This window comes from Crossiella cryophila, from assembly GCF_014204915.1.
GTDB classification, from domain to species: domain Bacteria; phylum Actinomycetota; class Actinomycetes; order Mycobacteriales; family Pseudonocardiaceae; genus Crossiella; species Crossiella cryophila.
On sequence record NZ_JACHMH010000001.1, the window covers coordinates 5618222 to 5643562 of the forward strand.

Genomic DNA, 25341 nt, shown 5'->3' on the forward strand with positions numbered 1-25341 from the left:
GTACCGGCGGTGTTCGTACGGTGTACACATGCGTTCTGTTCTGATCTCCGGCGCGAGCGTCGCCGGACTCTCCCTGGCCTACTGGCTGCGCCACCACGGCTTCCAGCCCACCCTGGTCGAACGCGCGCCCGCGCCGCGCTCGGGCGGCCAGGCGATCGACATCCGCGGCACCGCCCGCGAGGTGGTGACCCGGATGGGCATCATGGACACCATCCGGGCCCACCACACCGGCACGCACGGCGTCGCCTGGCTCAACGAGCACGGCAGGCGGGTCGCGGCCATGGGCGGCGAGACGTTCGGCGACTCCGGCGGCATCGTGGCCGAGATCGAGATCCTGCGCGGCGACCTGGTGCGGATCCTGCACGAGGCCGCCGGCACGGACCTGGACATCTTGTACGACAACATGATCACCGAGATCGCCGAGGACGGTGACGGTGTCGCGGTCACCTTCGACAAGGGACCCGCGCGGTCCTTCGACCTCGTGGTCGGCGCGGACGGGCTGCGCTCCGGCGTACGCGCGCTGATGTTCGGTCAGGACAAGGAGTTCGTCCACGATCTCGGCTACTACACGTCCTATTTCCCGGCCCGCACCAAGCTCGACCTGGACGGCTGGGAGGTGATGTACAACCTGCCCGCCGGCAACGGTGTCGGTGGCCGGGTGGCGCTGCTGTACCCGTTGGGCGACACCGGCGAGGTCCGCGTGCTGCTCGGGTTCGTCTCGCCGGAACTGGCCTACGACCGGCGGGATGTGCAGGCGCAGAAGAAGCTGCTGGCCGAGGTGTTCGCCGGGGCTGGCTGGGAGATCCCGGCCCTGCTCGACCAGCTGGGGCGGACCGACGACCTGTACCTCGCGCGGGTCGGCGAGGTGCGCGTCGACCGCTGGCACCGCGGCCGCACCGTCCTGCTCGGCGACTCGGCCTTCGGCGGCTCCCTCGGAATGGGCACCAGCCTGGCACTGGTCGGCGCCTACGTCCTGGCTGGCGAACTCGCCGCGGCCAACGGCGACCACCGCGTCGCGTTCGCCCAGTACGACAAGGAAATGCGGGACTACGTGACGCTGAACCTGAAGCGCCCGCCCGGCGGCTCCAGCGGGTTCGCCCCGCGCACCCGCCGCGGGATCTGGGCGCGCAACCAGTTCATGCGGATGCTGCCGCATCTGCCCGGCGGCGGCGCGATGATGGGCGGGATGCAGAAGGCGGCGAACTCGATCACCCTGAAGCCGTACGCGGGGACCGCTCAGACCGCCGATGGCGCCCGGTGGACCGAGACGGCGTAGTCGCCGCCGGTGAACGGCTTGCGGTCCCAGGTGGCGTAACGGTCGAGCAGGGTGAGTCCCGCGGCCGCGCAGTGCGCGTCGTAGTCCTCGGCGGTGTACCCGCGGTCGAGGGAGAAGCCCGCGATGAGCACGCCCGCGGGCGCGACGTGGCCGGCCACCCCGGAGACCAGGGCCTGCTGGGTGCCCTCCGGGGTGAACAGCGGGACATTGCCGGCCATGATGACCAGGTCGAAGCGGCGGCCAAGGGCCAGCGTGGTGAGATCGCGGCGGTGCCAGGTGATGTGCGGCGCGCGTTTCCTGGCCACCTCGAGCATGGAGGTGTCCACATCGACCCCGACGACCTCGATGTCGTGCCGGGCCAGTTCGATGGCGACCCGGCCGGTGCCGCAACCGGCGTCGAGGACGGAGCCAGGCCGGTAGGCGCGCACGAAGTCGGCCTCGCCGTGCAGGTCGGCGCCGCTGTCGGCCAGGCGGTCGAAGCGGCGCTGGTAGTCCTCGCCATCCCAGGTCATGGTGTCCACCATGGCACAGGACCCGGGCGGCGCTAGACCGGGTACAGCAGCGCCCGGGACCGCCGGTACTCCTCCTGACCCATTGCAGCCCAGCCCGCCCGGAAGTCGGCTGGCACCGAGGCCAGGAACTCCTCCTGCTCGGTGGGGGTCGCGTCGCAGAGGTACATGCCGAGGATGACGAACGCGTGCGGGTGGGCGCGCAGGTACGCCTTCGCGTTGTCCAGTACGGCCTGCCACTCGCCGCGGGTCAGGTGGGTGTGGATCAGCGGGAAGATGTCGGTCTCCTCCTCGTAGAGGTGTTCGTCGACGGTGGCGGACACCCGCAGCGACTCGCCGAGCAGCCGGTGGCCGGTGCCCGGATCCGGGGTGTCCAGCCAGGAGATGAGCAGGGAGGTCAGCCGGCTCAGCGAGTGGGCGAGCCGGGTGTTCCGCGCGGTCATCCGCACCAGCACGTCGGTGTCCGCGCCCAGCCGGTGCCGCAGCAGGGGCCAGAGGAACTCGTCCTGGCCGTCGCGGTGCCTGCGGAGCACCTGGACCAGCAGGTCGATGTGGGCGGCGACGACCGTGCCGCGCCGGAGGTCCCCGGTGGGGATGGTGTGCACGAGCAGCGGGAGCGCGCGGAACTCACGCTTCAGCATCCGGTGGATCAGGCCCAGTTCCCACGGGACGGCCCGCTGTTCGGTCACGTCGCCTCCAGCCATCGTTGTGGTGACGGCATGATGCGGGGCGGCCCTTGCAAGCGGCCTACACCGCGACGCCACCGCCGGAACCGGGTCAGGCGCGGACGATGCCGAGGGCGTAGTCCGCGTAGGTCTCGGCGATCCGCGCGGCGGTGTACCCGGGCGTCCACTCGTGCACCTCAAGGGGATACGCCTCGAAGCTCGGGTCGGCCTGGTACCCGGGCGGCCGGAACCAGGAGGCCACCCGGATGCCCATGCCCGCGATCGCGGCCACCGCCAGCCACGGATCGGCGCAGGCGAAGGCGCCGGACTCGTTGCCACGCTTGATGATCGCCAGCAGCAGATCGATGGCCGCCCGGCGCAGCACCATCACCCGGTCCATGCCCTTGCCGAGCACGTGCGGGTCGTGGTGGCCGACCGCGGCCAGCAGCGGGTACTCGCCGTGGAAGGTGACGTAACAGCGGACGTGGGCGCGCAGCTGCCGCACCGGGTCCGGGCCGGATTCCAGCAGGACCGACCGCAGCCGTTCGTGGATCTCCTCGTTGGCCAGGAAAACCAGGTGCGCGAACAGGTCCTCCTTCGACGGGAAGTGCGCGTAGAGCGAGCTGGGTTTGACTCCCATCGCGGCGGTGAGGTCGCGGACGGAGACGCCGTGGTAGCCGCGGGCGGCGAACAGTTCCACGGCCGTGTTCAGCAGCCTGCCCAGCGAGCCGGTGGCGGCGAAGCGTGGTGGGAGGTGGTTCATCCGGTGGGTGTCCAGGTGCGGGCGAGGGTGAGCGTGTCCGCCCAGTCCAGTGCGGAGGTCGGGGCATACGGCGGGACGTCGCCGATCAGGCTGGTCGCCGCCTGCAGGATCATGCCGGGCTGGATGCCGTGCCGCCTGCGCTTGCGGTCCACGGTGGCGACCAGTACACCGGCTGTCGCGGGGTCGCCGAGCTGCCGGATGGCGGCGGCCATGGTGAGCAGCACGATGAGGGTGAAGGTGATGTCCTCGGTCCGCAGGTAGCGGTCCAGGGCGGTGCGCAGGGATGCCAACGCCGGTACGCCCTCGCCGCGGCTCAGCTGGGACTGGCCGAGGTGGTGGTGGGCCCACGCCTCCAGCCAGGTCAGTCCGTGTTCCTGGGCCATCGCGACGGCCTCGCGCAGCCCGGCCTCGCCGCCGAGGTGATCGCCCCGCAGCACGAGCGCGGCGCCGTGGACCATCAGCGCGCCGTTGGTCAGCCACGGCAGATCGAGGTTCGCACTGGCCGCCAGGGCGTGTCCGGCGTACTCGGTGGCCCGGCGGACATCCCGCAGCGCGATACCGCCGAAGGCGCTCTGGTACCTGGCCAGCCCACGCAACGCGCGATGCTCCGCGCTGTCCCCGGTCTCGGTGAGCGCGACCGCCGCCAGGTAGTGCGGTTCCGCGCTGAGCAGCCCGGCCCCGCCGAAGCTGAGCAGGTCACCGCGGACCATCAGCGCCCGCGCCCGGTCCAGCGGGTCCGCGTCGGGCGCGGCCGCGAACGCCGCGTCGAGCAGCCGCTCGGCCTCCCCGAAGTGTCCACCGCGGATCCAGAACCAGCTGAGCAAGCCGATCGTGCGCAGCGCCAGTTCGGGTGCGTGCCCGATGTCGTGGCGGATGCCCGCGCGCAGGTTCGGCAGTTCGGCGGTCAGCAGCCGGATCGTGGCCCCGCCCCTGGCCAGCAGCAGTTCCTGGCTGTGCGCGTCGACGAGATCGCGGACCCACGCGGCGTGCCGCCCGGCGCCCTCCGGCGAGGTGTCGTGCTCCCGGCAGTAGGCGCGGACGGACTCCAGCAGGCGGTAGCGGGTCGGGTTGGCCGTGGTGTCCGCCTCCACCACCGATTTGGCCACCAGCGAGGACAACGACTCGAACGAGGAGGCCGCCGGCTCCTGGACGGCCGCGGCGGCCTCGAAGGTGAAGCCGCCGTCGAAGGGCCACAGCCGGTACAGGAAGTCCCGGTCGGTCGCGGACAGCAGGTGCACGCTCCACTCGATGGCGGCCCGCAGGCTGCTGTGCGCGGCGACCGAGCCACGCGGCACCCGCCCGAAGACCGCGAACCGGTCGTCCAGCCGTTCGACGATCTCGGCCAGGCCCAGCACCCTGGTGCGCGCCGCGGCCAGTTCCAGCGCCAGCGGCAGCCCGTCCAGGGCCGTGCACAGCTGCTCGACCTGGCGCAGGTCCTCGGCCGCGGGTGTCCACCCCGGCCGGACCGCGCGGATCCGGTTGGTCAGCAACTCGATGGCCGGGCCAGGGCCGCCGTCGGGCGCGGTCACCGCGAGCGGCGCCACGGGCAGCACCTGTTCGCCGTCCAGCGCGAGGTGTTCGCGGCTGGTGACCAGGACCCGCAGGCTCGGGCAGACGGTGAGCAGGTGCAGCACGAACCCGGCAACGGCCTCGGTGAGGTGCTCGCAGTTGTCCAGCACCAGGGTGCCGGCGCAGGTGGCGAGCACGGCCTCGACCGCACCACCGGCCACGCCCATGGTGGTGGCCACGGTCTGCGCCAGCAGGGTGCCGTCGTGCACGTCGGCGAGCCGGACCAGCCAGGGCCCGTCCGGCTCGGCCAGGCCGTTGACGTACTCCAGCGCCAGCCTGGTCTTGCCCACCCCCGCCGAGCCGACCAGCGTGACCAGGCGATGCGTGCGCGCGGCCGAGGCGAGCGCGGCCAGTTCCCGCTCGCGTCCGGTGAAGGAGGTCAACGGCATCGCCAGCCTGCGCGGCGGTGGCAGGGCCGCCCGAGGGGGCGCCGGCAGCAGCAGGTGCGGGTCCTGCGCGAGCACCCGCCGCTCCAGGTCCCGCAGCTCCTGGCCGGGGTCGATGCCCAGATCCCCGGCCAGCACGGTCCGCGCTCTGCGCAACGCCGAGAGCGCGTCCGCCTGCCGTCCGCTGCGGTAGAGGGCCAGCACGAGCAGTGCCCAGCGGGTTTCCCGGTACGGCGCCTCGGTGGTCAGCGCGTCCAGTTCGGGCACCGTGCTGGCCGCGTCCCCGCAGGCCAGCCGCGCGGCGGCCCGGGTCTCCACGGCGACCTCGTGCAGTTCGAGCAGCCTGGTCGTCTCCGCCTCGGCCAGTTCGTGGCCCCGCAGATCGCGGTATGGCCTGCCCCGCCACAGTTTCAGGGCCTGCCCGGCACCGCGCAGGGCGGCGACCGGGTCACCGTTGTCCAGCAGTTGCCGGGCGCGGGCGATGCCCGCTCCGAACCGCTCGACGTCGGTGCCCTGGGGCGGGAGCACGAGCTGGTAGCCGGTGCTGTCCCTGGCCAGCCGTTCCCGGTCCGCGCCGAGCAGGCCACGCAGCCGGGAGACGTAGACCTGGAGGGTGGCCCTGGCGTGGGCCGGGTTCCGCTCGCCCCACACCACCTCGGCCAGCCGGGTGTAGCTGAGCGCCCGGCCACCGGCCGCGACCAGCGCGGTGACGATCCGGCGCGGGATCGGTCCGCCCAGCTCGACGGCCACGCCGTCCACCACGATCTCGGTGGGGCCGAGGACATTGCAGGTCAGTGGCCTGGTCTGCTGGTGCATGTCCGCTCCGATGGGTAACGACCGTTACATGATGATCAGAACGATCCTGGCACGTCAACCTCGGTGACTGTATCGGTCGTTACACCGACGACCAGGCCTGAAGGCAGTTGTAGGCGTTTTGCAGGCCCCGGATGTGAAGGTCGGCCGTCGCACCATCGGCCAGCCACAGGGGGCAGCACATGCGCAGGACCAAAGCCGGGACGCTCGTCGCGGGGGCGCTGTCGCAGGTCGTACTTCTCACCGCCGCCTCGATGGCCTTCGCCGTCCCGTCCGCGGCCGCCGCCGGGGACCTCGGCACCGTCGACATGGGCGGCAACACCCAGCTCTCCGCGGCGGTCTACGACTCCCGCGGCCAGCTCGTCCGGCACCTGGAGGAACTCGCCCCGCGCACCGGCAAGGTGACACTGCGCTGGGACGGCAAGGACGACAGCGGCCAGGACCTGCCCAAGGGCACCTACACCTGGCGTGCCGCGACCAGTGCCACCGTGGGCAAGGACGACGGCGGCGTCGGCGACAGCGGCCAGCCCCAGCCGGGCTACGCCTACGAGGCATCCGACGCCCCGGGCAAACCCGCCGCCGTGGCCTACGGACCCGACGGCGACCTGTACGTGCAGTCCGCCTACGAGGAGATGCACGGCAACATCCGCCGCTACCGCCAGGGGGACATCGCCACCGGCAAGCGCGTGTGGGCCTCCAGGGACGGGTTCGCCAACCAGGGCGTGGCCGTGGCCGCCGACGACCGGTACGTCTACGCCGCCATCCACGCCGACTACGACCAGGGTTACCAGAGCTACCGGATCGTCCGGCTCGACGGCGCCACCGGGAAGCCGGCGAACTGGTACAACGGCGGCGGCATCACGGTCGGGAAGTGGCAGCAGGGGACGATGCCGGTCACCGGGATCGCCACCGACGAGAACTACCTGTGGGTGGTCGACGCCGGCAACAACGAGCTGCGCACGTTCTTCAAGGGGGAGGGCGGACCGGCTCCGGTGCTGGAAGGTCGTTCCTTCCTGCCGCTGGACAATCCGCGCGGGATCGTGGCCGCCGGGCCGAACCGGTTCTGGATCGTCACCGGTGATCACGTCAGCCGCTACCGCCACGACGTCGGCACCCAGCGGCTGATCGAGGAAACCCGCACGCCCGCGCTGAACCAGCCCTACGGCGTGGCGTTGCACGGCTCGACGCTGTTCGTCTCCGAGGTGGGCACCGGGCAGGTCCGGCGTTACGACGTGGCCGGCGCCAAGCCCGTGCAGACCGCCGCCTGGTTCGGCACGATGACCCCCGGAACGGTGTCGGACACCGAGTTCGGCTGGAAGTACGACGGCGTGCTGACCGACGTGCCCACCGGCAACGCCGCCATCGCGGTGTCCCCGGACGGGAAAACCCTCGCGGTGGTGGACGTGTGGAACGGCCGGACCATGTTCTACGACGCCGGGACCGGCACCCCGAAACCCGAACGCCTGCAGGGACTGCCCGATCCCACACCGGACATCCAGCAGACCCCGGACGGTCCCAGGCTGGTGAGCCAGGCCCGTGAGTACGACGTGGACTACCAGCGCGCGGGTCATCCGTGGCGGCTGGCCAGCAACTGGGTGCCGACCGACCTGCCCGAGTACTCCCGGTGGGTGTCGCTGCGCTGGGTGGGTGGCCGCCAGTACGCCTACGTGTTCACCGGCCGCAGCACCGGAATGCCGCTCGGCGGCGTGCTGATCTACCGGTTGCACACCGAGCGCCCCGGCCACGGGATGCGGCAGGTCGGGCGGATCAAGGTCGCCAACACCCCGCCCAGGAACGAGTACGACACCCCGAACCCCGCGCTGGAGATCAGCACCGATGCCAACGGCGACGGGAAGTACGACCCGGCCGAGACCGAGGTGACCAACCACGCCGGGTACACGCCGGGCGCGCCGTCGGTGTCGGTGGACGCGGAGGGCACGCTCTGGTTCGCCAGTGCCGGGGTCATCGCGAAACAACCACGCAGCTACGGCCGGAGCGGGGTGGCCAAGCTCCCGCTGCGCGCGGTGGACAACGGCAACCCGGTGTACAAGGTGGACGATTTCGCCCTGGTCGCCGAGTACCGCGGCGATCCATCCGGCGCGCACGAGGCCACCGGTGCGGAGGTGCGTTACGACAGCACCAACAAGCGGGTGTTCGCCGCGGTGCGGACCGGTGAGTTCGACGCGATGGCCAACCACGGCGGGAACGCCGTGCTCATGCTGGATCTGCGGACCGGCCAACGATCCCTGGTCAGCGGCAGGCACCTGGCCCTCGGCCCGCCCAACCGCGCGCGGGACTCGGTGGACGCGCTGGCCGTGGACAGCACCGACGGCTACTACTACGTCGGCAACGCCACCGGCGGCAGTGCCCAGGGCGTCACCCGGTACACCTGGGACGGCCTGGCCACCGCACACGCCAGGTCCGACACCACGGTCTACTCCTCGGGCCTGTTCGACCAGGGCATGTCCCTTGCCGCGTTCACCCACACCAACGGCACCCGCTACGTCTACGCCCAGGACGACGGCTACGGCCGCAACTCGTTGTACGCCTTCACCGGCGCCGGGTCCGAGCGGCGGTCCGAGGGGAGCACGGAGTGGCCGGGCTCACCCGTGTCCAACGGGCTGCTCGCCTGGCTGAAACTGGACAGCGGCCTGCTCGGCGCGACGAATCCTGGCGGGTTCGCCGAGGACAGTTCGGGCAAGGACAACTGGGGTGTGTTCCTGGGCAACGGAAAGCCGATGTCCCGCCTGCCGTGGGAACGGGACGGCGGCGTGCACCGGGGTGCGCTCACCTTCGACGGCGACGAGGTCAGGGGAGTCCACTTCGGCAAGAACTCCTGGAGCGGCGCCCCCGACCGCCTGATCGACAGCCGCAGCGCGCTGACCGTCGCCACCTGGGTGCGCACCACTGACTCCGGGCCGATCCTCAGCTACCAGAACACGGCCTTCACCAACAACGACACCACCCCGGCCCGGTCGGCGACCGTCCTTGCCGTCGGCGCCGACGGCTACCTCCAGGGCGGAATTGGTTGCGCGCAAGCCAAATCGGCGCAGAAGGTCAACGACGGTCAGTGGCACCACGTCGCGCTGTCGGTCGGCCCCACCGTGCAGACCCTCTATGTCGACGGGGCGGCAGTCCCTATCCAGTGCCAGCTTCCCGTGCGGGACCAGGGTTTCACCGCGCTGGGCGTGGCCTACACGCCCGGCACGGGGTACACCCGGTTCAAGGGCTCGCTGGACGATGTCCGCGTCTACGACCGCACGTTGCCCGCGGCGGAGATCACCCAGGTCGGGAAGAAGGAGGACCGCGGGCCGTTCGCGAGCTGGCCGCTGATGTCCTTTGACGGCAAGGCAACCCGGGTCACCCTGCCCAACGAGATCGCCGAGAACGCCCCGCTGACGTTCACGCTCCGGATGAAACCCGCCCCCGGCGGCGGGGTGATCCTCGGTGACCAGCGCACCCCGTATCCCGTGGAACTGCCAAAGGAGTACGAGGTCACCGACGACAAATCGTTGCTGTCCAAGAAGTTGCTGAGCCTCGACCCGGACGGCACGATCCGCGGCAACCTGTTCGACAACGCCATGAAGAGCGAGCCGCAGGATATCTACAAAGGACAGTGGCACCGACTGACGGTGACGGTCACCCCCGAACCGAACGACAGGTTCCGCACCGTGCTGTACCTCGGCGAGAAGAAGCTGGCCGAAGCCAGTTCGCTGTCCGCGCACTGGGGTTTCCTGCGCTCGGCAACGCAACTGGGCGTCGGACAGGACGGCTCGGGAGTCTGGCAGTTCTACCAGGGCCAGCTCGACGACGTCCGCTGCTACGACCGGGTGCTCAGCCTGGAAGAGATCCGCGAGCTGCCCTGACCACGGCGAGATCGCCACAGCACGCCCCAAATACCCGAACAAGGAGTTCCGGCATGCGAAAAACCTGGCCGAGACGGCTCTGCTCGGTCCTGGTGACCGCCGCCCTCATCGCGGGCACCACCGCGGCGGCGGCCACCGCCGCCGAGCCGCCACCCACGGTCCCGCCGCCATCCCCGCCGCCGGCGCCGAAGCAGCTGGAGGACGTGCTGCTGGCGAGCTACCTGCGCACGGTCGACCGGGACCCGCGATTCATCCGCCACCTGGTGGCCAGCGCCGAACTGCTCGACTGGCAGGCGGCGGCGAACCCCAAACCCGACCAGGCGGCCCTGACCGCGCACCTCCAGGGCGTGGACCGGGCGCTGGCGAGTATCGAGCCCCAGCCGGGGCAGCAGCGGCCGGACCTGCTCGCCGCGAACCTGGCCGTGGTCTACACGGTGCCGTCGGCCACCTACACCGGAGCCCGGATCGGTGACCTGACGGCCGCGCTGGTGGGCCGGGACGCCAACACCATGGTGTCCAGGCCGACCGCCGCCAACAACGTCGTCGACCGGGTGGTGGGCGCGCTCAAACAGCTGGCCTTCCCGGTCGGTTTCGAGGCCGCCCAACTCGGCGTGTGGGCCTCGGTGGCGGGACAGGCCCGGTCCGACGCGGCCTTCGCGGGCGCGTGGAACGCGGTCATCGGCACGCCGCTGGGGGTGAACGCCGCCGACAACGCCGCCCGCCTCGCCGCCGAGCTGAAAAGGCGGAACCAGGCGGACCTCCCCGCGCTGATGGCGATGCCCATGGACACCGCCGAACAGAAGCAGAAGGTCAGGACCGCCGCCCTCGCCGAGGCCGACAAGATCACCAAACGCATGGGCAAACAGCGGGTGGAGATGTTCGGCCTGCTCAAGACCGAGGCGGACGCGCATCCACCGGGCAAGGGCATGGTGGTCAGCTCGGCGCAGAAGGCGCTGGCGAACAAGGAAGCGGACACCCGCCAGCAGGGCATCGACGCCGACAAGAGCGCGGGCCAGTCCGTGGCGGGCTTCCTGGACAAGTGGATCGGCGACAAACCGGCCGGACACGCGCTGGCGCAGTTCGTCGGCCAGGTCGCGGACATCGGCACCGCCGTCAGCACGGCCATCAAGGCGTTCAAGGCCATCGAGACCGTGGTCTCGCTGGCCACCGCCGCCTTCACCGGGAACCTGCTCAGTGCGGTCGGCGGGCTGTTGGGCCTGTTCGGCGGGCCGACCGTGGAACAGCAGATCCTGGCGGAGATCCAGCAGCTGCGCATCGACATCGCCAACCTCGGCAAGCAGATGCAGCAGAACTTCGACCGGATCGACCACAAGCTGAACAAGTTCTACAACGACATCACCGAACAGCTGACCACGATCGCGAACAACATCCACGACATGAGCGGCCACATCAACTCGGTGGCAGGCAAGGTCACCGAGTTGGCCAGCCAGTTGCAGTCGATGACCTCGACCCTGCTCAAGGCCATCGGTGACCTGGCGCAGAAGGACGTGTGGGACGCCGCGAACTCCGCGATCGACTACACCGCGAACCGAACCGACGGCGCACGCCTTTCCGACGCCGCCTTCGACCTCGCCGAGAACAAGTTCCAGCGGTCCGGAACCCTTGACCTGATGGACGGTTCGTTCGTGGTGAAACCGGGCAACCAGGGCAACTTCCCGACCGACGACGCATCCGTACTGGCGAACCTGGAGTCCTTCGGCTCCGAGGGCGCGATCCGGTACCTGGCGCACTACGCGCAGCAGGCGGACTACGTGCCAGGGCGCAAGCTCGACCCCGGCATGCCCGTCCCGGCCAAGGCGGGCAACCCGACGATCTGGGGAGCGGCGGCCAACGCCTACACCCTGCTCGCGAACCAGAACCCGGACCAGGCCAAGAAGCACGCGGCGAACCGGCCGGGCGCGCTGCTCGGCTTCGGGTACGAGATGCGGGAGGCGGCACTGCGGTTCAGCAAGCCCGGCCCGAACGGGACGGTCAACCAGCTGTTCTCGTCCCTGCTGGACAACTACAGCACCCGGCTCAACTCGATGTTCAGCAATGTGGCCAACTACGAGGAGAACCGGCTGACCACCGGCCGGTACCGGCTCTTCGGCGACGACCGCCAGCCGGTCCCGCCACACCCGGGCACCGAGGGACCGGAGACGATGCCGCCGTGCAACGGCAGGGGCGACCCCATCAGCCGACCGAACAACGTGCTCGGCACCCAGCTGGACCCGCAGATCATGTTCTCCCTGGGCGTGCTGCCCCAGGACCAGCGGCCCACCTACCGGGCCTGCTGGGAGGCGTTGTTCCAGAACGACCGGGCGACGGTCCAGACCAAGAAATGTCCGACTGTCTATGGCGGAGTAACAACCCCCTGTCTCTGGGACCACCACGCCGACCTCGTCCTGGTGGCCCGCCAGTACGTGCGATACCCCGGAAGTCAGGAGGTGCATGCCCGGATGGTCCAGGGCACCCTGAAGAAGTCGGTCTACGTCACAACGTGCACCAACAGCAACCCTGACAGCAACTACGGGGAGTTCTGCCGCAACCAGCCGACCGACCCGGTCGCCCTGGTGAACAAGGACTGGCCGTCCTACATCCGGGACTACGAACGCGGCGCCAGTAGCAGCACCCAGAACCCCCCGGCCACGGCAGGGCAGCGGAACTCCGCCTTCCTGCGTGAGCAGCAGAAGCAGTACTACCGCAACGCGCGGGCGGACATCGAGACCGGGCACCAGGACCAGGGCAGGCCGTTGGGTGGCGCGCCGGTCAACACGGCGGTGCAGCTGCTGCGGTCCTACACCGAGCTGGGCTTCCCGCGTGCGCTGGCCACGGATCAGGATCTCCGCGCCCTGCTCTACGGGCAGTACGGCATCCTGTCGAACCTGCCCGCGACCTTCCCGGGAGGCACCGGCGGGGACGGCAAGCCGAGAGTGCCCGCCCCACTCCTGCAGAACATCTTCGGTCAGGCCGCCATCAACATGGACAACAACCGGTACAAGCTGGACACCGACCAGTTCGATGGCCAGTGCCCCCGCCCGCCGGGTCTGGATCCGCGGATCCAGGACGATCTGATCATCTGCATGGCGGCCGACGCGCAGGCCAGGGTGGAGCGGTTGCGCACCCGGTTCGCCGAGCAGTTCACCAACCGGTGGCTGGGCTCGGACGAGACGCTGCCCAGCCTGCAGCAGCAGTTGCGGAACCTGTGGCTGGTCACCAAGGCCGTGCACCCGGGGTCGGACCTCGGGCAGCCGCCGGGTCCGCCCGCGCCGGAGGCGCCGGCCGAGGTGCGCTGGCGGGAGCCGGAGCTGGTGATGACGGAGAAGGCGGGCTGGGGCGCCCCGGCGGTGACCGCCTTCGCCGGCGGCCAGATCGCGGTGTGGCGGGACTACGGCGAGTACAAGCTGGCCGTCTCGATCAGCCGCGACGGCGGCGCGACCTGGTCGAACCCGGCGAAACTCGACTTCGGCGACGTCCGGCTGAGCAATCCGTCCATTGTGGACAACAACGGCAGGCTGATCATCGCGGCCACGGCCTTCACCGGCTCGACGACCAAGGCGGTCTTCGCCACCAGTGCCGACGGCGTCACCTGGACCCACCGCGACGGTCCGGTCGACAACGTCTACAGCCACGTCGCCCCCGGCCTGGCGGTGCGCGACGGTCGCGTGCACGTCGCGCTGGCCCGCACCGACGACGGCATCACGGTGTTCAACGGCCCGAACGGCCTCGACTGGAGCCCGCCGGCCAAGGAGTTGTCCGGCCACCGGATCGGCAGCGCGGTCGCCCTCGCCAACTACCACGGCAGGCTGATCGCGGGCTGGAAGAACCGGGACGACTTCGGCATGTCCCGTTCCTTCTACGACGGCAACTGGTCCGCCCCGGAGAAACTCCTCGGCGACCAGGGCGCCACCGCCGCAGGCGTGGGCTTCACCATCGCCAAGGGACGGCTGTTCGCGGTCTGGCGTGGCTGGAAGGTCGACCAGCGGTTGTTCATCTCCGCCAGCGACGACGGGATGAACTGGACGCCGCAGCACCAGATCGTGCGGGACGGGCTCAGCCCGGACACCCCCGCGGCGTTCCAGTCGGGCGACCGGCTGCGGACACTGTGGACAGACGAGGACGGTTACGTCAGAACGGCCGTGAGCGCGAACCTGCCTTGATGAGAAAGGAAGCGGGTGTCCCTGACCGGGGGCACCCGCTTTTTTCTCTAGCCCTCGGCGGTGTTGGTGAACTCCGGCGAGTCCAGCAGCGCGGTGATCGTGCGCAGGGCCAGGGCATCGGCGGCCTCCTTCAGGCCGAGGGCGCGGAACTTGCGGCCGATCTGCAGGGTCGCGATCCCGTGCAGCACCGACCAGATCGGACCGGCGACCGCACGCGGGTCCTGCGCCCTGATCACTCCGGCCGCCTGGCCGACCTCGATGGCCTCGTGCAGCTTCATGAACATGTTCCGCCCGGCGGGCCGGACGTCCTCGAATTCCTCAACCCCATAGGCATCGCCGAACATCACGCGGTAGTGGTCCGGATTGGCCACCGCCCAGCGGACATAGGCCCGCGACATCCGCAACAGCACCTCGCGGGAGTCCTTGCTGCCGCGGGCGGCGGAGCGGTCGAGCGCCTGCCCCATGACGACGAAACCCTGCTCGGCGACCTCGGCCAGCAGCGCGTCCTTGTCGGCGAAGTGCCGGTACGGCGCCGCCACGCTCACCCCGGCCCGCTTGGCCGCCTCGGTCATGGTGAAACCCTGCGGCCCCTTCTCCGCGACCAGTTCCAGCGCGGCGTCCACCAGTGCCCGCTTGAGATCACCGTGGTGGTAGGTGCCGGAGCCGGTGCCGCGAGGTGCCATGTTGCGGATATTAACATCGCCCACCTCTCCCACTCGGCCACTGCCGCACCGCGATGTTAATGCACCTCACATTCCGCGCCGAAGGTCTTGCGTCGCCGGGATCGTCCTCCTATGTTAGGCGCATTAACATCGTCGGCGAGAAGGACACAGCCATGATCAAGCACGAAGCCACCGCCACCCTCCCGATCCCGGCCGCCGAGGTCGACCTGGCGGAGTGGCTGGCCACCCTCACCGATGAGGACTACCAGGCCAGCGCCAAGGGCCACCGCGCCGCCGGCGTGCACTGGCACGGCGACCAGCTGGGCATGGTCAACGTCGAGTCCGTCGGCGGCACCCTGCTCGTCCAGCACTACCACGCGGTCGAGGCCGGGCCCTCCCGCGTCGAGATGCTCTCGCCTGCCAGCACGGGATACCTGATGAATCTCGTGCCGGTCGGCGTGCACGTGCGCTGGGTACTGGCACTGACCCCGGCCACGGCCACGAGCTGCACGCTGAGCTGCCGGGTGGAGGTCGGCCTGCCGAGCCCGGTCCGCCACCTGACCGGGCTGCTGGGCACGGCTCGGGCCATCCGCAGGCACACCGAGGAGGAGACCGTCGGTTTCGCCGCCGACATCCTGGCCAAGGCCGGGGCCAGGGCCGTCGCGCGGGCAGCTCGCTGAAGGTCGCCATGATCGGGTGCCGCGCACTGTCCGAAATGGAACGGCCGCCGCCCCGGGCCGAGGGCCGTTTCACTATGGTGGGCCGGTGGAACCGTTCGTCGGCAGGCAGGCCGAGCTGGATCTCCTGGCCGGGGTGGTGGCCGTGGCCGAGGCCGGGATCACCGTGGTGGAGGTCGTCGGCGAGCCCGGTATCGGCAAGTCGCGGCTGCTGCACGAGGCGGGCCCGCGCGCGGCAGCCCACGGTTTCACCGTCCTGACCGGCCGGGCGGGGGAGTTCGAGCAGGAGCTGCCGTTCGGGGTGTTCCAGGACGCCCTGGCCGAGGGCTTCCCCGGGTCCGCCGACGATTCGCCCGGCGGGTGGCGGGCGCTGCACCGGGCGGTCTCCGCCGTGCTGACCCCGCGCACCGTGCTGGTACTGGACGACCTGCACTGGGCGGATGAGGCATCGGTGCAGCTGCTCGCGCACCTGATCCGCCGCCCACCCGCCGGACCGCTGGTGCTGTGGCTGGCCCACCGGCCCCGGCAGCTGCCGGACAAGCTGGCCGCGGTGCTGCACGAACCGTGGACCGCCCCGGTGCACCGGGTGGAGCTGACCGCCCTGGACTACGCCGCCGCCGAGCAGCTGCTCGCCGGCCTGCCCCTGCCGCAGCGCCGGGCCCGCTACACCGCGGCCGAGGGAAACCCGCTGTACCTGGGCATCCTGGCCCGCACCGCAGGGCCGCACACCGGCGCCGGGGCGCTGCTGGCCGAGTTCGGTCAGCTCTCCGACCGCGCGCGGCTGGTCGCCCAGGCCGCGGCGGTGCTCGGCGACCAGGTCGAGCCGGAGCTGGTCGCGGTCGCCGCCGACCTGACCCCGGCCCAGACCGAGGCCGCCGCGGCCGAGCTGTTCACCGCGGACCTGCTGCGCGCCACCGGCGCCGGGGCCCGGGTCGCCTTCCGGCATCCCTTGCTGCGCAACGCGGTCTACCACTCGGCCAGTCCGCTGTGGCGGGCCGCCACGCACGGCAGGGTGGCCGGGGAACTGGCCAGGCGGGGCGCGGCGGTCGGGGTGCGCGCACCGCACATCGCCCGCTCGGCCGCGGTCGGGGACACCCAGGCGCGGGAGGAGCTGCGCGCGGCGGCCAGGGAGGCCCTGCCGGTGGCCCCGGCGACCGCGGTGAGCTGGGCCCAGGCCGCGCTGGACCTGCACCCGGAACCGGCGGACGAGCTGGGCGGGGAGCTGCGCCTGGAACTGGCCCAGGCGCTGGCGCTGGCCGGTCGCAGCGCCCAGGCCTGGGAACTGGCCAGGGCGCTGATGGCCGAACCCGCGCTGCGACTGCGGGCGACCGCGCTGTACGCGGGCACCAGCCTGTCCTTCGCCTGGGCGGAGGAGACCACCGAGACGCTCTACGCCGAGCTGCGCCGGGAGCCGGACCAGGACGACCTGCTCACCGCCATGATCGCCATGCACCTGGCCGTGCTGGAGCTGTCCCAGTTCAAGTTCGCCGAGGCCGCCGAGGTGGCGGCGCTGGCCCTGCGCCGCCGTCCGGCCGGGGCCGACTGCCCGGTGCGCTGCGCGGCACTGGCCATGCTGGCCATGACCTACCCGCAGCTGGGGCGGGTGCGCGAGGCGGTGGAGCTGCTGGCCGAGTCCACCGAGATGTTCGACCGGATCAGCGAGGCCGACCACCGGGCGTTCTTCTGGATCGGCCACGCCGCGCCGATCGCCGAGATCTACGGGCATCTCCGGCTGGACAGCGGGTTGCGCCGGTTGCGGCAGGAGCTGGTGGTGATGGAGCGAACCGGCAACATCACCGGCAGCGCGGGCATCCACGGCTACTGCTCGGTCGGCCAGGCCGCGGCCGGACAACTGGCCCAGGCCACCGCCTCGGCCGCGGAGACGCTGGAACTGGCCAGGCTGGACGGGGCGACCCCGCTGCTGGAGGCGGCGTTGTTCTTCCAGGGCATGGTCGCGCTGGACTGCCTGGACCTGGACACGCTGACCCATGCCTACCAACAGATGTGCGCACTCCCCGAGCAGGGCCCCGAGGTCCGGCGGCTGCCCCTGGCCCTGGGCATCGAGCTGCTGCGCCGGGCCACCGACCGCCGGGGCGACGGACTGGCGCGGGTGATCGAGCGCATGGGCGGCCCGGCGCTGCCCCAGCTGCTCTACCGGATGCGCCTGCGCAGCTACGCCGAGCTGGCCGAGGTCGGCGAGCCGGGGGACTGGGCGGACCGCGCGGAGGAACTGGCCGAGGAGGTGCTGCCGTGGAGCCTGGGGTTCGCCGCACTGGCGCGGGCGCACACCCTGTACCGGGCAGGGGAGCTGGCGGCGGCCCTGGCCAGGGCCGAGGCGGCGGCGGAGGTCTTCGTGGCCACCGGGCTGCGGCTGCAGGCGGGCCGGGCTCGGATGCTGGCCGGACTGATCCACGGCGCCAACGGAAACCGGCCGCTGGCACTGTCCGAATTGGACAGTGCGGCGGCGATCCTGGCCCGGTGCGGGGCAGACCGGTACGTGGAGCTGGCCACCCGGCACCAGCGCAGGCTCGGCCGCCGCGTCCCCACGCCGACCCCGCACACCGCACGGCATTCCCCACTCGGCCTGACCAGCCGGGAGACCCAGATCGCCCAGCTCGTGGCCAGGGGCGAGAGCAACCGGGCCATCGCCGAACGGCTGGTGCTCAGCGAACGCACCGTGGAGACCCACCTGGGGCGGATCTACCGCAAGCTCGGCGTGTCCTCGCGCACCGCCCTCGCCGCCCGGCTCCCACGCCAGTGATCGCCGGCCCCAGGGACTTTCGCTACGTCGTGTAGCGAAATTACGCTGTTTGGCGTATTCCCCGGCCTCCGTCGGCTCGGATACCGTTTCCTTCCGGAGGGGGGAGTTCGAGGCTGTTGCGGGTTTATTTGCGGCACCTGAAAAACAAAGGGGATAGTTCCATGAACGGCACTTCACGCTGGTCGAAAATGCTCGGAAAGCTCGCCGCGTTCGCCGGCCTGACCATGATCGGCGGCCTCATCGCCGCCGCCCCGGCCACCGCCGCCCCGGCCGCCGCGGCGGCACCGCAGTTCTCGGGCTGGATCTGCGCTGGCACACCCGTTCCTCCTGGTCACGTGATCACCTCGATCCGGCAGGACTCGGGCTGCGGCGGCCGCAGCTGGTTCGTCCGGGTCCCGCAGAACGGCCTGTGGGTCTGTGAAAACTCGCCGATCCCGCCGGGGTACGTGGTCGCCGCCATCCGGCAGGACTCGGGCTGTCTCGGCAACAGCTGGTTCATCCGATTCTGATGACCAGCTCGGGGGGAAACAACAGGGGGGACAGCTCCATGAATGGCACTTCACGCTGGTCGAAAATGCTCGGAAAGCTCGCCGTATTCGCCGGTATGGCCGTGATCGGCAGCCTGATCGCCGCCGCCCCGGTCAGCGCCGCACCCGCCGCTCCGGCGCCGGTCGCCGCTGTGGCGGAGGCGGCACCGGCCGCCGAAGCGGGACCGCAGGGCTGGGGCTGGATCTGTGCAGGCACGCCCGTTCCCGGTGGCCACGTGATCACCTCGATCCGCCAGGACTCGGGCTGCGGCGGCTACAGCTGGTTCTACCAGGTCCCGACGAACGGTATGTGGATCTGCCCGGTCCAGTCGGTGCCGATGCCGCCGGGCTACGTGGTCACCGCGATCAAGCATGACTCGGGCTGCGCCGGCCAGAGCTGGTTCATCCGGCTCCCGGAGAACGGCCTGTGGATCTGTCAGACCCAGAACCCCCTCCTGCCGGGGTATGTGGTCACCTCGATCCGGCAGGACTCGGGCTGCGCGGGCTACAGCTGGTTCACCCGATACCCGGAGAACGGCCTGTGGGTCTGCCAGACCCAGTGGCCGCTGCCGCCGGGGTACGTGGTCACCGCGATCAAGCAGGACTCCAGCTGCAACGGCACCAGCTTGTTCATCCGACTGTGACCGATCAGGGCGGAGCCCCCAGCTCCGCCCGGTGGCTGCCGAGCCGTTGCCGCCCGGAACGGTGACCCCCGGCAGCACACCCAGTTCGGTCCTGATGCGCGCCTGGCCGGTGCGGGACACCGGATCCGGCCGGGCGCCCATCCCCGCGGTGCCGGGACGGGCAATTCCGAGACCGATGTGACTAGAATCCCGTCATGACGAGTTTCCGCGCGGCGGTCGAGGCCCGTGACCCGGAGGCCCTCGCGGCCACCCTGGCCGACAACGTGGTGTTCACCAGCCCGGTGGCCTTCCGTCCCTATGAGGGCAAGCCGATCACGGCGGCGATCCTGCGCGGTGTGCTGCGGACGTTCGAGGACTTCCGCTACGTCCGCGAGATCGGCGGCGACCGCGACCACGCCCTGGTCTTCCAGGCCCGCATCGGCGAGACCCAGGTCGAGGGCTGCGACTTCCTGCACCTGGACGAGAACGGCCTGATCGACCGGCTGACCGTGATGGTGCGGCCGCTCTCCGCCGCCCAGGCACTGTCGGCGGCCATGGGCGCGCAGTTCGACCGCATCAAGCAGGAGGCCCTGAGCGGCTGAGCCGCCGCAGGCCACCGGATGGGCGCCCGGTCCGGCGGGTCATCGTCTGCCCAGCACCAGTAGGACGGTGCCGGCGAGCAGCACCGTCAGTCCGGCCGAGACCAGGGCGCTGACCTCGAATCCGGCGGTGAACGCGGCGCGGGCCGTGCTGAGCAGGGCGGCGCTCTCGGCTGCCGGCAGGGTGCCCGCGGTGGCGACGGCGCCGGTGAGGGTGTCGCCCGCCGGTCCGGCGATGCCGCCCATGCCCGCGCGGTAGGCGGAGGTGATGACGCTGCCGAGGATCGCGATGCCCAGCCCGCCGCCCAGCTGGGGTGCGGCGGAGGCGATGGCCGATGCGGCGCCTGCCCGCTCGGCCGGGGCGCTGCCCACCACGATGTCGGTGGCCAGCGCCATCATCGGTCCGAGCCCGGCCGAGACGATGATCGTCCCGGTCACGAGCACGCTCAGTGGGGTGGCCGGGCCGATGGTGGCGAGCACCCCGAACCCCGTGGCCGACAGCAGCAGCCCACCGCCGATGATCCACACAGGTGGCAGCCGTCGCGCGAGCCGGGTCGCGCCGAGTGAGCCGACGATGACCCCGATCGCGGACGGTGCGGTCCACAGCCCGGCGGTCAGCGGCGTCAGCCCGGCCACCAGCTGGAGGTACTGCGCCACCGCGTAGTTCGTGCCCCACAGCACGAAGATCCCGAGCACCAGGGTGAGCGTGGCCGTGGTGAACGCCCGGGAGGCGAACAGGCGCAGGTCGATCATCGGGTCGGCCAGCCCGCGCTGGCGGCGGACGAACACCAGGGCGCAGGCCAGTCCGAGGGCGATGGTGGCGAACGCCAGCGGGTCCGGTCCGGCCGCGGCGACCTGTTTGAGCCCGTAGACGATCGGGAGCACGGTGGCGATGGAGAGCACGGCGCTGGGCAGGTCCAGCCTGCGCCCGCCGGGGGAGCGGCCCTCGGGCAGCGTCGCCGGCCCGACGAGGAGCAACACGAGCATCAGCGGGATCGGCAGCAGGAACGCCGCGCCCCACCAGAAGTGCTCGAGCAGCCAGCCGCCGACGAGCGGTCCGATCGCGGTACCGGCCGAGACGGTGGCGATGACGATGCCGACGGCCTGCGCGCGCTGGCGTGGTTCGGTGAACAGTGCCACGGCGAGCGCGAGCACCGAGGGCATGAGCGTCGCGCCCGCCACGCCGAGCAGGGCGCGCACCGCGATGAGCACCTCCGGGTTCGGGGCGTACGCGGCGACCACGGACAGGGCGCTGAACGCGGTAGCGCCACCGAGCAGCAGTCTGCGCCGCCCGATCCGGTCGCCCAGCGTGCCCATCATGACCAGCGTGCCTGCCAGCAGGAACGCGTAACCGTCGACGATCCACAGCAACTGGGTGCTGGACGCGCCCAGGTCGCGGCCGATCGCGGGCAGCGCGAGGTGGGTGATGGTCAGCTCCAGCGAGGCCAGCAGCGCGGGTAGCAGGAGAACCGCCAGGCCGAGCCATTCCCGCCGGCCGGCGAGCGGGGGACCGGTGATGTCACGAGTCATGTGGAACAGCTTCGAACCTCGGGTTTACCTGAGGTCAAGAGGTAGAGTTCCGCAGGTGGTGGACCCGCAAGCCGAACTGACCATTGGCCAACTCGCCCGGCGAGCCGGCGTGACCGTCACCGCGCTGCACTTCTATGAGGAGCAGGGCCTGTTGACCAGCAGGCGCACGGCGGGCAATCAGCGGCGGTTCCCTCGGCACGCGCTGCGCCGGGTCGCGCTGATCAGGGTCGCCCAGCGGGTCGGCATCCCGCTGCGCGAGATCGGCGAGGCGCTGTCCGAACTGCCGGCGGACCACGCGCCGACGCAGGAGGACTGGGAGCAGCTCGCGGCGCGCTGGCACGCGGATCTGGACCTGCGGATCAGCCAGCTCCTCCGGTTGCGCGACAAGCTCACCGACTGCATCGGCTGCGGCTGCCTCTCGCTGCAGAACTGCCTGCTGCGCAACCGGGACGACCGGCTGGGCGCGGGCGGCGCCGGACCGCGGCGGCTCTGGCTGACCCGGGACGATCGCCGCTGAGGCGAGGCCGCGCCTGGGGCGCCGCGGGTGTGGCCGGTACCGGTCACCGCCGACGGCGCCTTTCCGCTCCGGTTCAGCGGGTATGCGCGATCGGGCGGGTCGTCTCTCCAGTTCGCTGAGCACTCAGTCGTTGTGGTTCACCTGCGTGCACTTTAGTGTTCGTCGCACGTAATGGATCCGGGGGTTCAGGTGAGCGTGGTCGTGGTGGATCAACCGTCGATGTCGCCGCGGCGGACCCGGTTCGTTCGCAACTGGGCGGGCAGGCTGGTCGCGTTCGGTGAGTTCATCGACGGCTACGACCTGCTGGTCATCGGTGCCGCGATGCTGTTCCTCCGGCCGTACTTCGGCCTCACCGCGTTCCAGGTGGGGGTGGTGACCGCGGCGGCGTTCGCGGGTACCGCGGTCGGCCTGCTGGTCTTCGGCGACCTGTCCGACCGGTTCGGCCGGCGGGTGATCTTCATGATCAATCTGGTGTTCTTCGTGGTGGCCTCCATCGCCGCCGCGTTCGTGCAGGACGTGTGGCAACTGGTCGCGGCGAGATTCGTGCTCGGTGTCGCGGTGGGCATGGACATTCCGACCTCGCACGCGTTCCTCGCCGAGATCGCGCCCAAGTCCCGCCGGGGCCGCATCGCGGGCAGCCTGCCCAACCTGATGTGGCTCGGCGGCGCCATCGCCTCGGTGCTGCTCGCGCTCGCGCTCCAGCCGGTGTTCGGCGAGGAGACCTGGCGGTGGTTGTTCGGCCTGGCCGCGCTGCCCGCCGCCGCGGTACTGCTGGCCCGGCAGTTCCTGCCCGAGTCGCCGCGCTGGCTGCTCGCACAGGGCCGGGTGGCGGAGGCGCGGCGGGTCTACGACACGCTCGGGCTGGAGCCGCCCAAGCACGAGACCGTCGCGCGGCGGGACTACCGGGCGCTGTGGTCCGGTGGGGCGTTGCGGCGGCTGGTGACGGTGACGGCGTTCTTCGCCATCCAGGCCTTCGGCGGCGCGGTGTCCACGGTCGCGGGTCCACTGATCATCAGCAGCCTCGGCATCGGCGTGTCGAACACCCTGTACTTCTCCCTGCTCGGCTACGTGATGGGGATCATCGCGGTGGCGGCGGGCGCCTTGCTGATCGATCGGGTCAACCGCCGTTGGCTGGGCGTGTGGACCTGCCTCGGTGTTTTCGGCGCCGGGCTGGGCATCGCGTTCACCGGTGGGGATTCCGGCGCCGGTCTGGTGATCTTCTGGGCGGTGTACGCCACGCTGACCTGGCTCGGCCCTGGCGTGCTGTGCTGGGTGTGGAGCGCGGAGGCGTTCCCGACCGCGCTGCGTGGCCTCGGCTCCGGTATCGCCCAGGCCGCGACCCGGCTGGCGATCGCGCTCAACGTGTTCCTGGTGCCCACACTGGTGCAGGAGCACGGCATCCAGGTCGTCGCCTGGTACGCCTTCGCTTTCGTGGTGTGCGCGGTCCTGGTGGCGGCCTCACCGTGGCTGGCCACCACCGGGGTGGAACTCGAGGAAGTCAACGAGGTCGAGTCCGGCTCGGCGGTGAAGGCATGAGCGAGGCCGATCGTGCCCAGCTCAGCGGAACCCAGCCGCGCCACGCCCGGCAGGCCAACACCGCCGCCATGTTGCAGCTGCTCGCCCAGCGTGGCCCGGTGGCACGCAGCGAGATCGCCAAGGAACTGTCGCTCAACCACGCCAGCATCGGCCGGATCATCGAACCGCTGCTGGCCGCGGGCATCCTCCGCGAACTCGCCGAGCAGCCCGGCCGGATCGGCAGGCCACGGGTGCCGGTGGAGCTGAACCCGGCGAGCCGGTACGCGGTCGGGGTGCACCTCGGCCTCGAACGGACCACGGTCGGACTGACCGACCTGGCCGGGCACTGCGTCCTGGCACACACCGAGGACCGCGATCCGGCCGACCACCTCGGCACGGTGGCGCGAGCCGCCGAACTGGCCGCCGAGATGGCAGGCTCCGCCGCAGGCCCGGTGCTGGGCATCGGGGTGGCCGTCGGCGGCGAGGTGGACCGGGCGGCAGGCCGGGTCGTGCGCAACGACGTGCTGGGGTGGGCCGATGTCCAGGTCGCCGACCGGTTGCGGGCGCGGACCGGGCTCGACGTCGTGGTGGACGGCAACGCGTGCGCCCTGCTCGGCGCCGAACTCACCTTCGGCGCGGGGCCGGGCCTGCACAGCGTGCTGTACCTGTTCGTCGGCAACGTCGCGGAGCTGGGGTTCCTCGGCCGACCGGTGGCCACGGGTCCGGACGGCATCATTCAAGGCAGCTTCGGCCGGATCCTCGTGCCCGACCTCACCGGCGGCGGCTACGCGCGTTTCGGCGAGTGCGGGACGGATGTGGCGCTACTCGCCGCGGCCCGATCCGCCGGACTCGCGGTGACCACACTGACGGACCTGGTTCGCCTGGCCGAGACGGATCCGGTCGCGATCGGGCTGCTCGAGGCGCGCGGTGCCCAGGTCGCCGTGGTGGCCGACACGGTGTTCGAGCTGATGCGGCCGCGCACGATCATCCTCGGTGGCAGCGGCGCGGTGTCGGACCGATGGCTCCAGGTGGTGCGCGACCGGGTCGAGGCGACGCCACCGGCGGCGCTGGTCCGGCCGCGCTCCAGGGACAACCCGCTGGTCACCGCGGCGGCGGGACTCGTCGTGCGCGCCTTCTTCGCCGCCGGAACCGTCTGGGCAGGGGTGGGGTCATGAGCGGTGTGGTGGTGCTCGGCGGTGCCGGTGGGATCGGCTCGGCCATCGTGCGCGCGCTGCTGGCCGCGGGACGACCGGTCGCCGTGGTGGATATCGCGCCACCGCCGCCGGAGCTGGCCGGCGTGCCGTGGATCCTGGGCGACGCGACGGATTCAGCCGTGATCGGCGCCGCGTTCGACGCGCTCGGCAGCGTGACCGGGCTGGTGCACTGCCTACTGGCCGAGCATCGCGCCGCACTGGCCGAGCAGACTTCGGACGCGGTACTCAGCGTGCTGGACATCGGGGCGGTGTCGGCGCTGGAGCCGTTGCAGCAACTGCTCGCCAGGGCAGGCGGCAGGCCATGCGCCGCGGTGCTGGTCAGTTCGATTCACGCGGAATTGGCGTGGGGTGGGCAGGCGCCGTACGCGATGGCCAAAGCCGCGCTGGAGGCACTCGGTCGCGCGGCCGCGGTGGAGTTCGGTCCGCGCGGGCTTCGGTGCAATGTCGTCCGGCCGGGGTTTGTCATGGTGCCCCGCAACGCGCATCGCTGGCAGGATGGGGATACCCGGGACGCGTTGACCAGGGTGCAGCCACTGGGCGAATTGGCACAGCCGGACGATATCGCTCGCGTGGTGGATTTTTTGCTCAGTGATGAGGCCAGGGTCGTTTCCGGCGCGACCGTCACCGTGGACGGCGCGATGACGGCCGCATTGCCCGAACCGGCTACCTAGAATGGCGCCACCGCCACGCCGATGCGCGATTCCGATCG

18 protein-coding genes are annotated in these 25341 nt (G+C 71.2%); 12 read left to right on the forward strand and 6 right to left on the reverse strand.

Translation table 11 applies throughout. The features are described from left to right. The first annotated feature begins 28 nt into the window (after positions 1 to 28). Complete coding sequence (locus HNR67_RS24580; RefSeq protein WP_185004589.1) at positions 29 to 1276, forward strand: FAD-dependent monooxygenase; 1248 nt, start codon at positions 29 to 31, stop codon at positions 1274 to 1276. On the opposite strand, the gene HNR67_RS24585 is transcribed toward HNR67_RS24580, so the two are convergent. From HNR67_RS24585 to HNR67_RS24600, 4 genes are all read right to left on the reverse strand, one after another. Further along, positions 1237 to 1788 carry a class I SAM-dependent DNA methyltransferase gene (locus HNR67_RS24585; RefSeq protein WP_185004590.1) on the reverse strand — a complete coding sequence of 184 codons (552 nt, stop codon included), beginning with the start codon at positions 1786 to 1788 and terminating at the stop codon, positions 1237 to 1239. The genes HNR67_RS24580 and HNR67_RS24585 overlap by 40 nt on opposite strands. 32 nt (positions 1789 to 1820) lie before the next feature. After that, positions 1821 to 2474 (reverse strand): hemerythrin domain-containing protein, encoded by a 654-nt coding sequence (locus HNR67_RS24590; protein WP_185004591.1) that lies wholly within the window; start codon positions 2472 to 2474, stop codon positions 1821 to 1823. Positions 2475 to 2562: 88 nt separating this feature from the next. Then, a complete protein-coding gene (locus HNR67_RS24595; protein WP_185004592.1) occupies positions 2563 to 3213 on the reverse strand; it encodes a TetR/AcrR family transcriptional regulator in 651 nt (216 codons plus the stop codon). Beyond that, positions 3210 to 5984, reverse strand: coding sequence for a BTAD domain-containing putative transcriptional regulator (locus tag HNR67_RS24600; RefSeq protein ID WP_185004593.1), 2775 nt, complete (start codon positions 5982 to 5984; stop codon positions 3210 to 3212). The genes HNR67_RS24595 and HNR67_RS24600 overlap by 4 nt, the downstream gene beginning before the upstream one ends. A 179-nt stretch (positions 5985 to 6163) precedes the next feature. On the opposite strand from HNR67_RS24600, the gene HNR67_RS24605 reads away from it, so the two are divergent. Both HNR67_RS24605 and HNR67_RS24610 read left to right on the forward strand, forming a co-directional pair. Next, positions 6164 to 9847 (forward strand): LamG-like jellyroll fold domain-containing protein, encoded by a 3684-nt coding sequence (locus HNR67_RS24605; RefSeq protein WP_185004594.1) that lies wholly within the window; start codon positions 6164 to 6166, stop codon positions 9845 to 9847. 53 nt (positions 9848 to 9900) lie between these two features. Then, entirely contained in the window at positions 9901 to 14007 is a 4107-nt protein-coding gene (locus HNR67_RS24610; RefSeq protein WP_185004595.1) for a sialidase family protein, read from the forward strand. A 47-nt stretch (positions 14008 to 14054) separates the two neighbouring features. On the opposite strand, the gene HNR67_RS24615 is transcribed toward HNR67_RS24610, so the two are convergent. After that, a complete protein-coding gene (locus tag HNR67_RS24615; RefSeq protein WP_185004596.1) occupies positions 14055 to 14690 on the reverse strand; it encodes a TetR/AcrR family transcriptional regulator in 636 nt (211 codons plus the stop codon). A gap of 152 nt (positions 14691 to 14842) precedes the next feature. On the opposite strand from HNR67_RS24615, the gene HNR67_RS24620 reads away from it, so the two are divergent. The 5 genes from HNR67_RS24620 (at position 14843) to HNR67_RS24640 (ending at position 19859) form a co-directional block, all read left to right on the forward strand. Beyond that, complete coding sequence (locus HNR67_RS24620; RefSeq protein WP_185004597.1) at positions 14843 to 15349, forward strand: hypothetical protein; 507 nt, start codon at positions 14843 to 14845, stop codon at positions 15347 to 15349. Between the two features lie 85 nt (positions 15350 to 15434). Further along, positions 15435 to 18107, forward strand: coding sequence for an ATP-binding protein (locus HNR67_RS46335; RefSeq protein ID WP_185004598.1), 2673 nt, complete (start codon positions 15435 to 15437; stop codon positions 18105 to 18107). 161 nt (positions 18108 to 18268) lie between these two features. Then, complete coding sequence (locus tag HNR67_RS24630) at positions 18269 to 18616, forward strand: hypothetical protein (protein ID WP_185004599.1); 348 nt, start codon at positions 18269 to 18271, stop codon at positions 18614 to 18616. A gap of 65 nt (positions 18617 to 18681) precedes the next feature. Next, positions 18682 to 19278: a hypothetical protein gene (locus HNR67_RS24635; protein WP_185004600.1), complete on the forward strand. Its 597-nt coding sequence runs from the start codon at positions 18682 to 18684 to the stop codon at positions 19276 to 19278. Between the two features lie 194 nt (positions 19279 to 19472). Continuing rightward, positions 19473 to 19859 carry a nuclear transport factor 2 family protein gene (locus tag HNR67_RS24640; RefSeq protein WP_185004601.1) on the forward strand — a complete coding sequence of 129 codons (387 nt, stop codon included), beginning with the start codon at positions 19473 to 19475 and terminating at the stop codon, positions 19857 to 19859. Between the two features lie 39 nt (positions 19860 to 19898). Here HNR67_RS24640 and HNR67_RS24645 read toward each other — a convergent pair whose 3' ends face one another. Next, on the reverse strand, positions 19899 to 21386 hold the full coding sequence (locus HNR67_RS24645; RefSeq protein ID WP_185004602.1) for an MFS transporter: 1488 nt from the start codon (positions 21384 to 21386) through the stop codon (positions 19899 to 19901). Between the two features lie 55 nt (positions 21387 to 21441). Here HNR67_RS24645 and soxR point away from each other — a divergent pair, with 55 nt between their 5' ends. From soxR to HNR67_RS24665, 4 genes are all read left to right on the forward strand, one after another. After that, positions 21442 to 21903, forward strand: coding sequence for a redox-sensitive transcriptional activator SoxR (gene soxR, locus HNR67_RS24650; protein WP_312987954.1), 462 nt, complete (start codon positions 21442 to 21444; stop codon positions 21901 to 21903). 189 nt (positions 21904 to 22092) lie between these two features. Continuing rightward, complete coding sequence (locus HNR67_RS24655; RefSeq protein ID WP_312987956.1) at positions 22093 to 23439, forward strand: MFS transporter; 1347 nt, start codon at positions 22093 to 22095, stop codon at positions 23437 to 23439. Then, positions 23436 to 24593, forward strand: a complete 1158-nt coding sequence (locus HNR67_RS24660; RefSeq protein WP_246492584.1) for an ROK family transcriptional regulator — start codon at positions 23436 to 23438, stop codon at positions 24591 to 24593. Before HNR67_RS24655 ends, HNR67_RS24660 begins: the two co-directional genes overlap by 4 nt. Beyond that, on the forward strand, positions 24590 to 25303 hold the full coding sequence (locus tag HNR67_RS24665) for an SDR family NAD(P)-dependent oxidoreductase (protein ID WP_185004603.1): 714 nt from the start codon (positions 24590 to 24592) through the stop codon (positions 25301 to 25303). The genes HNR67_RS24660 and HNR67_RS24665 overlap by 4 nt, the downstream gene beginning before the upstream one ends. Positions 25304 to 25341 lie beyond the last annotated feature (38 nt).

Excerpts from the sequence above, each read along its gene's own strand:
- HNR67_RS24580 (WP_185004589.1), top strand. The coding sequence starts at position 29 with ATGCGTTCTGTTCTGATCTCCGGCGCGAGCGTCGCCGGACTCTCCCTG.
- HNR67_RS24585 (WP_185004590.1), bottom strand. The coding sequence starts at position 1,788 with ATGACCTGGGATGGCGAGGACTACCAGCGCCGCTTCGACCGCCTGGCC.
- HNR67_RS24595 (WP_185004592.1), bottom strand. The coding sequence starts at position 3,213 with ATGAACCACCTCCCACCACGCTTCGCCGCCACCGGCTCGCTGGGCAGG.
- HNR67_RS24600 (WP_185004593.1), bottom strand. The coding sequence starts at position 5,984 with ATGCACCAGCAGACCAGGCCACTGACCTGCAATGTCCTCGGCCCCACC.
- HNR67_RS24605 (WP_185004594.1), top strand. The coding sequence starts at position 6,164 with ATGCGCAGGACCAAAGCCGGGACGCTCGTCGCGGGGGCGCTGTCGCAG.
- HNR67_RS24610 (WP_185004595.1), top strand. The coding sequence starts at position 9,901 with ATGCGAAAAACCTGGCCGAGACGGCTCTGCTCGGTCCTGGTGACCGCC.
- HNR67_RS24615 (WP_185004596.1), bottom strand. The coding sequence starts at position 14,690 with ATGGCACCTCGCGGCACCGGCTCCGGCACCTACCACCACGGTGATCTC.
- HNR67_RS24620 (WP_185004597.1), top strand. The coding sequence starts at position 14,843 with ATGATCAAGCACGAAGCCACCGCCACCCTCCCGATCCCGGCCGCCGAG.
- HNR67_RS24630 (WP_185004599.1), top strand. The coding sequence starts at position 18,269 with ATGAACGGCACTTCACGCTGGTCGAAAATGCTCGGAAAGCTCGCCGCG.
- HNR67_RS24635 (WP_185004600.1), top strand. The coding sequence starts at position 18,682 with ATGCTCGGAAAGCTCGCCGTATTCGCCGGTATGGCCGTGATCGGCAGC.
- HNR67_RS24640 (WP_185004601.1), top strand. The coding sequence starts at position 19,473 with ATGACGAGTTTCCGCGCGGCGGTCGAGGCCCGTGACCCGGAGGCCCTC.
- HNR67_RS24645 (WP_185004602.1), bottom strand. The coding sequence starts at position 21,386 with ATGACTCGTGACATCACCGGTCCCCCGCTCGCCGGCCGGCGGGAATGG.
- HNR67_RS24660 (WP_246492584.1), top strand. The coding sequence starts at position 23,436 with ATGAGCGAGGCCGATCGTGCCCAGCTCAGCGGAACCCAGCCGCGCCAC.
- HNR67_RS24665 (WP_185004603.1), top strand. The coding sequence starts at position 24,590 with ATGAGCGGTGTGGTGGTGCTCGGCGGTGCCGGTGGGATCGGCTCGGCC.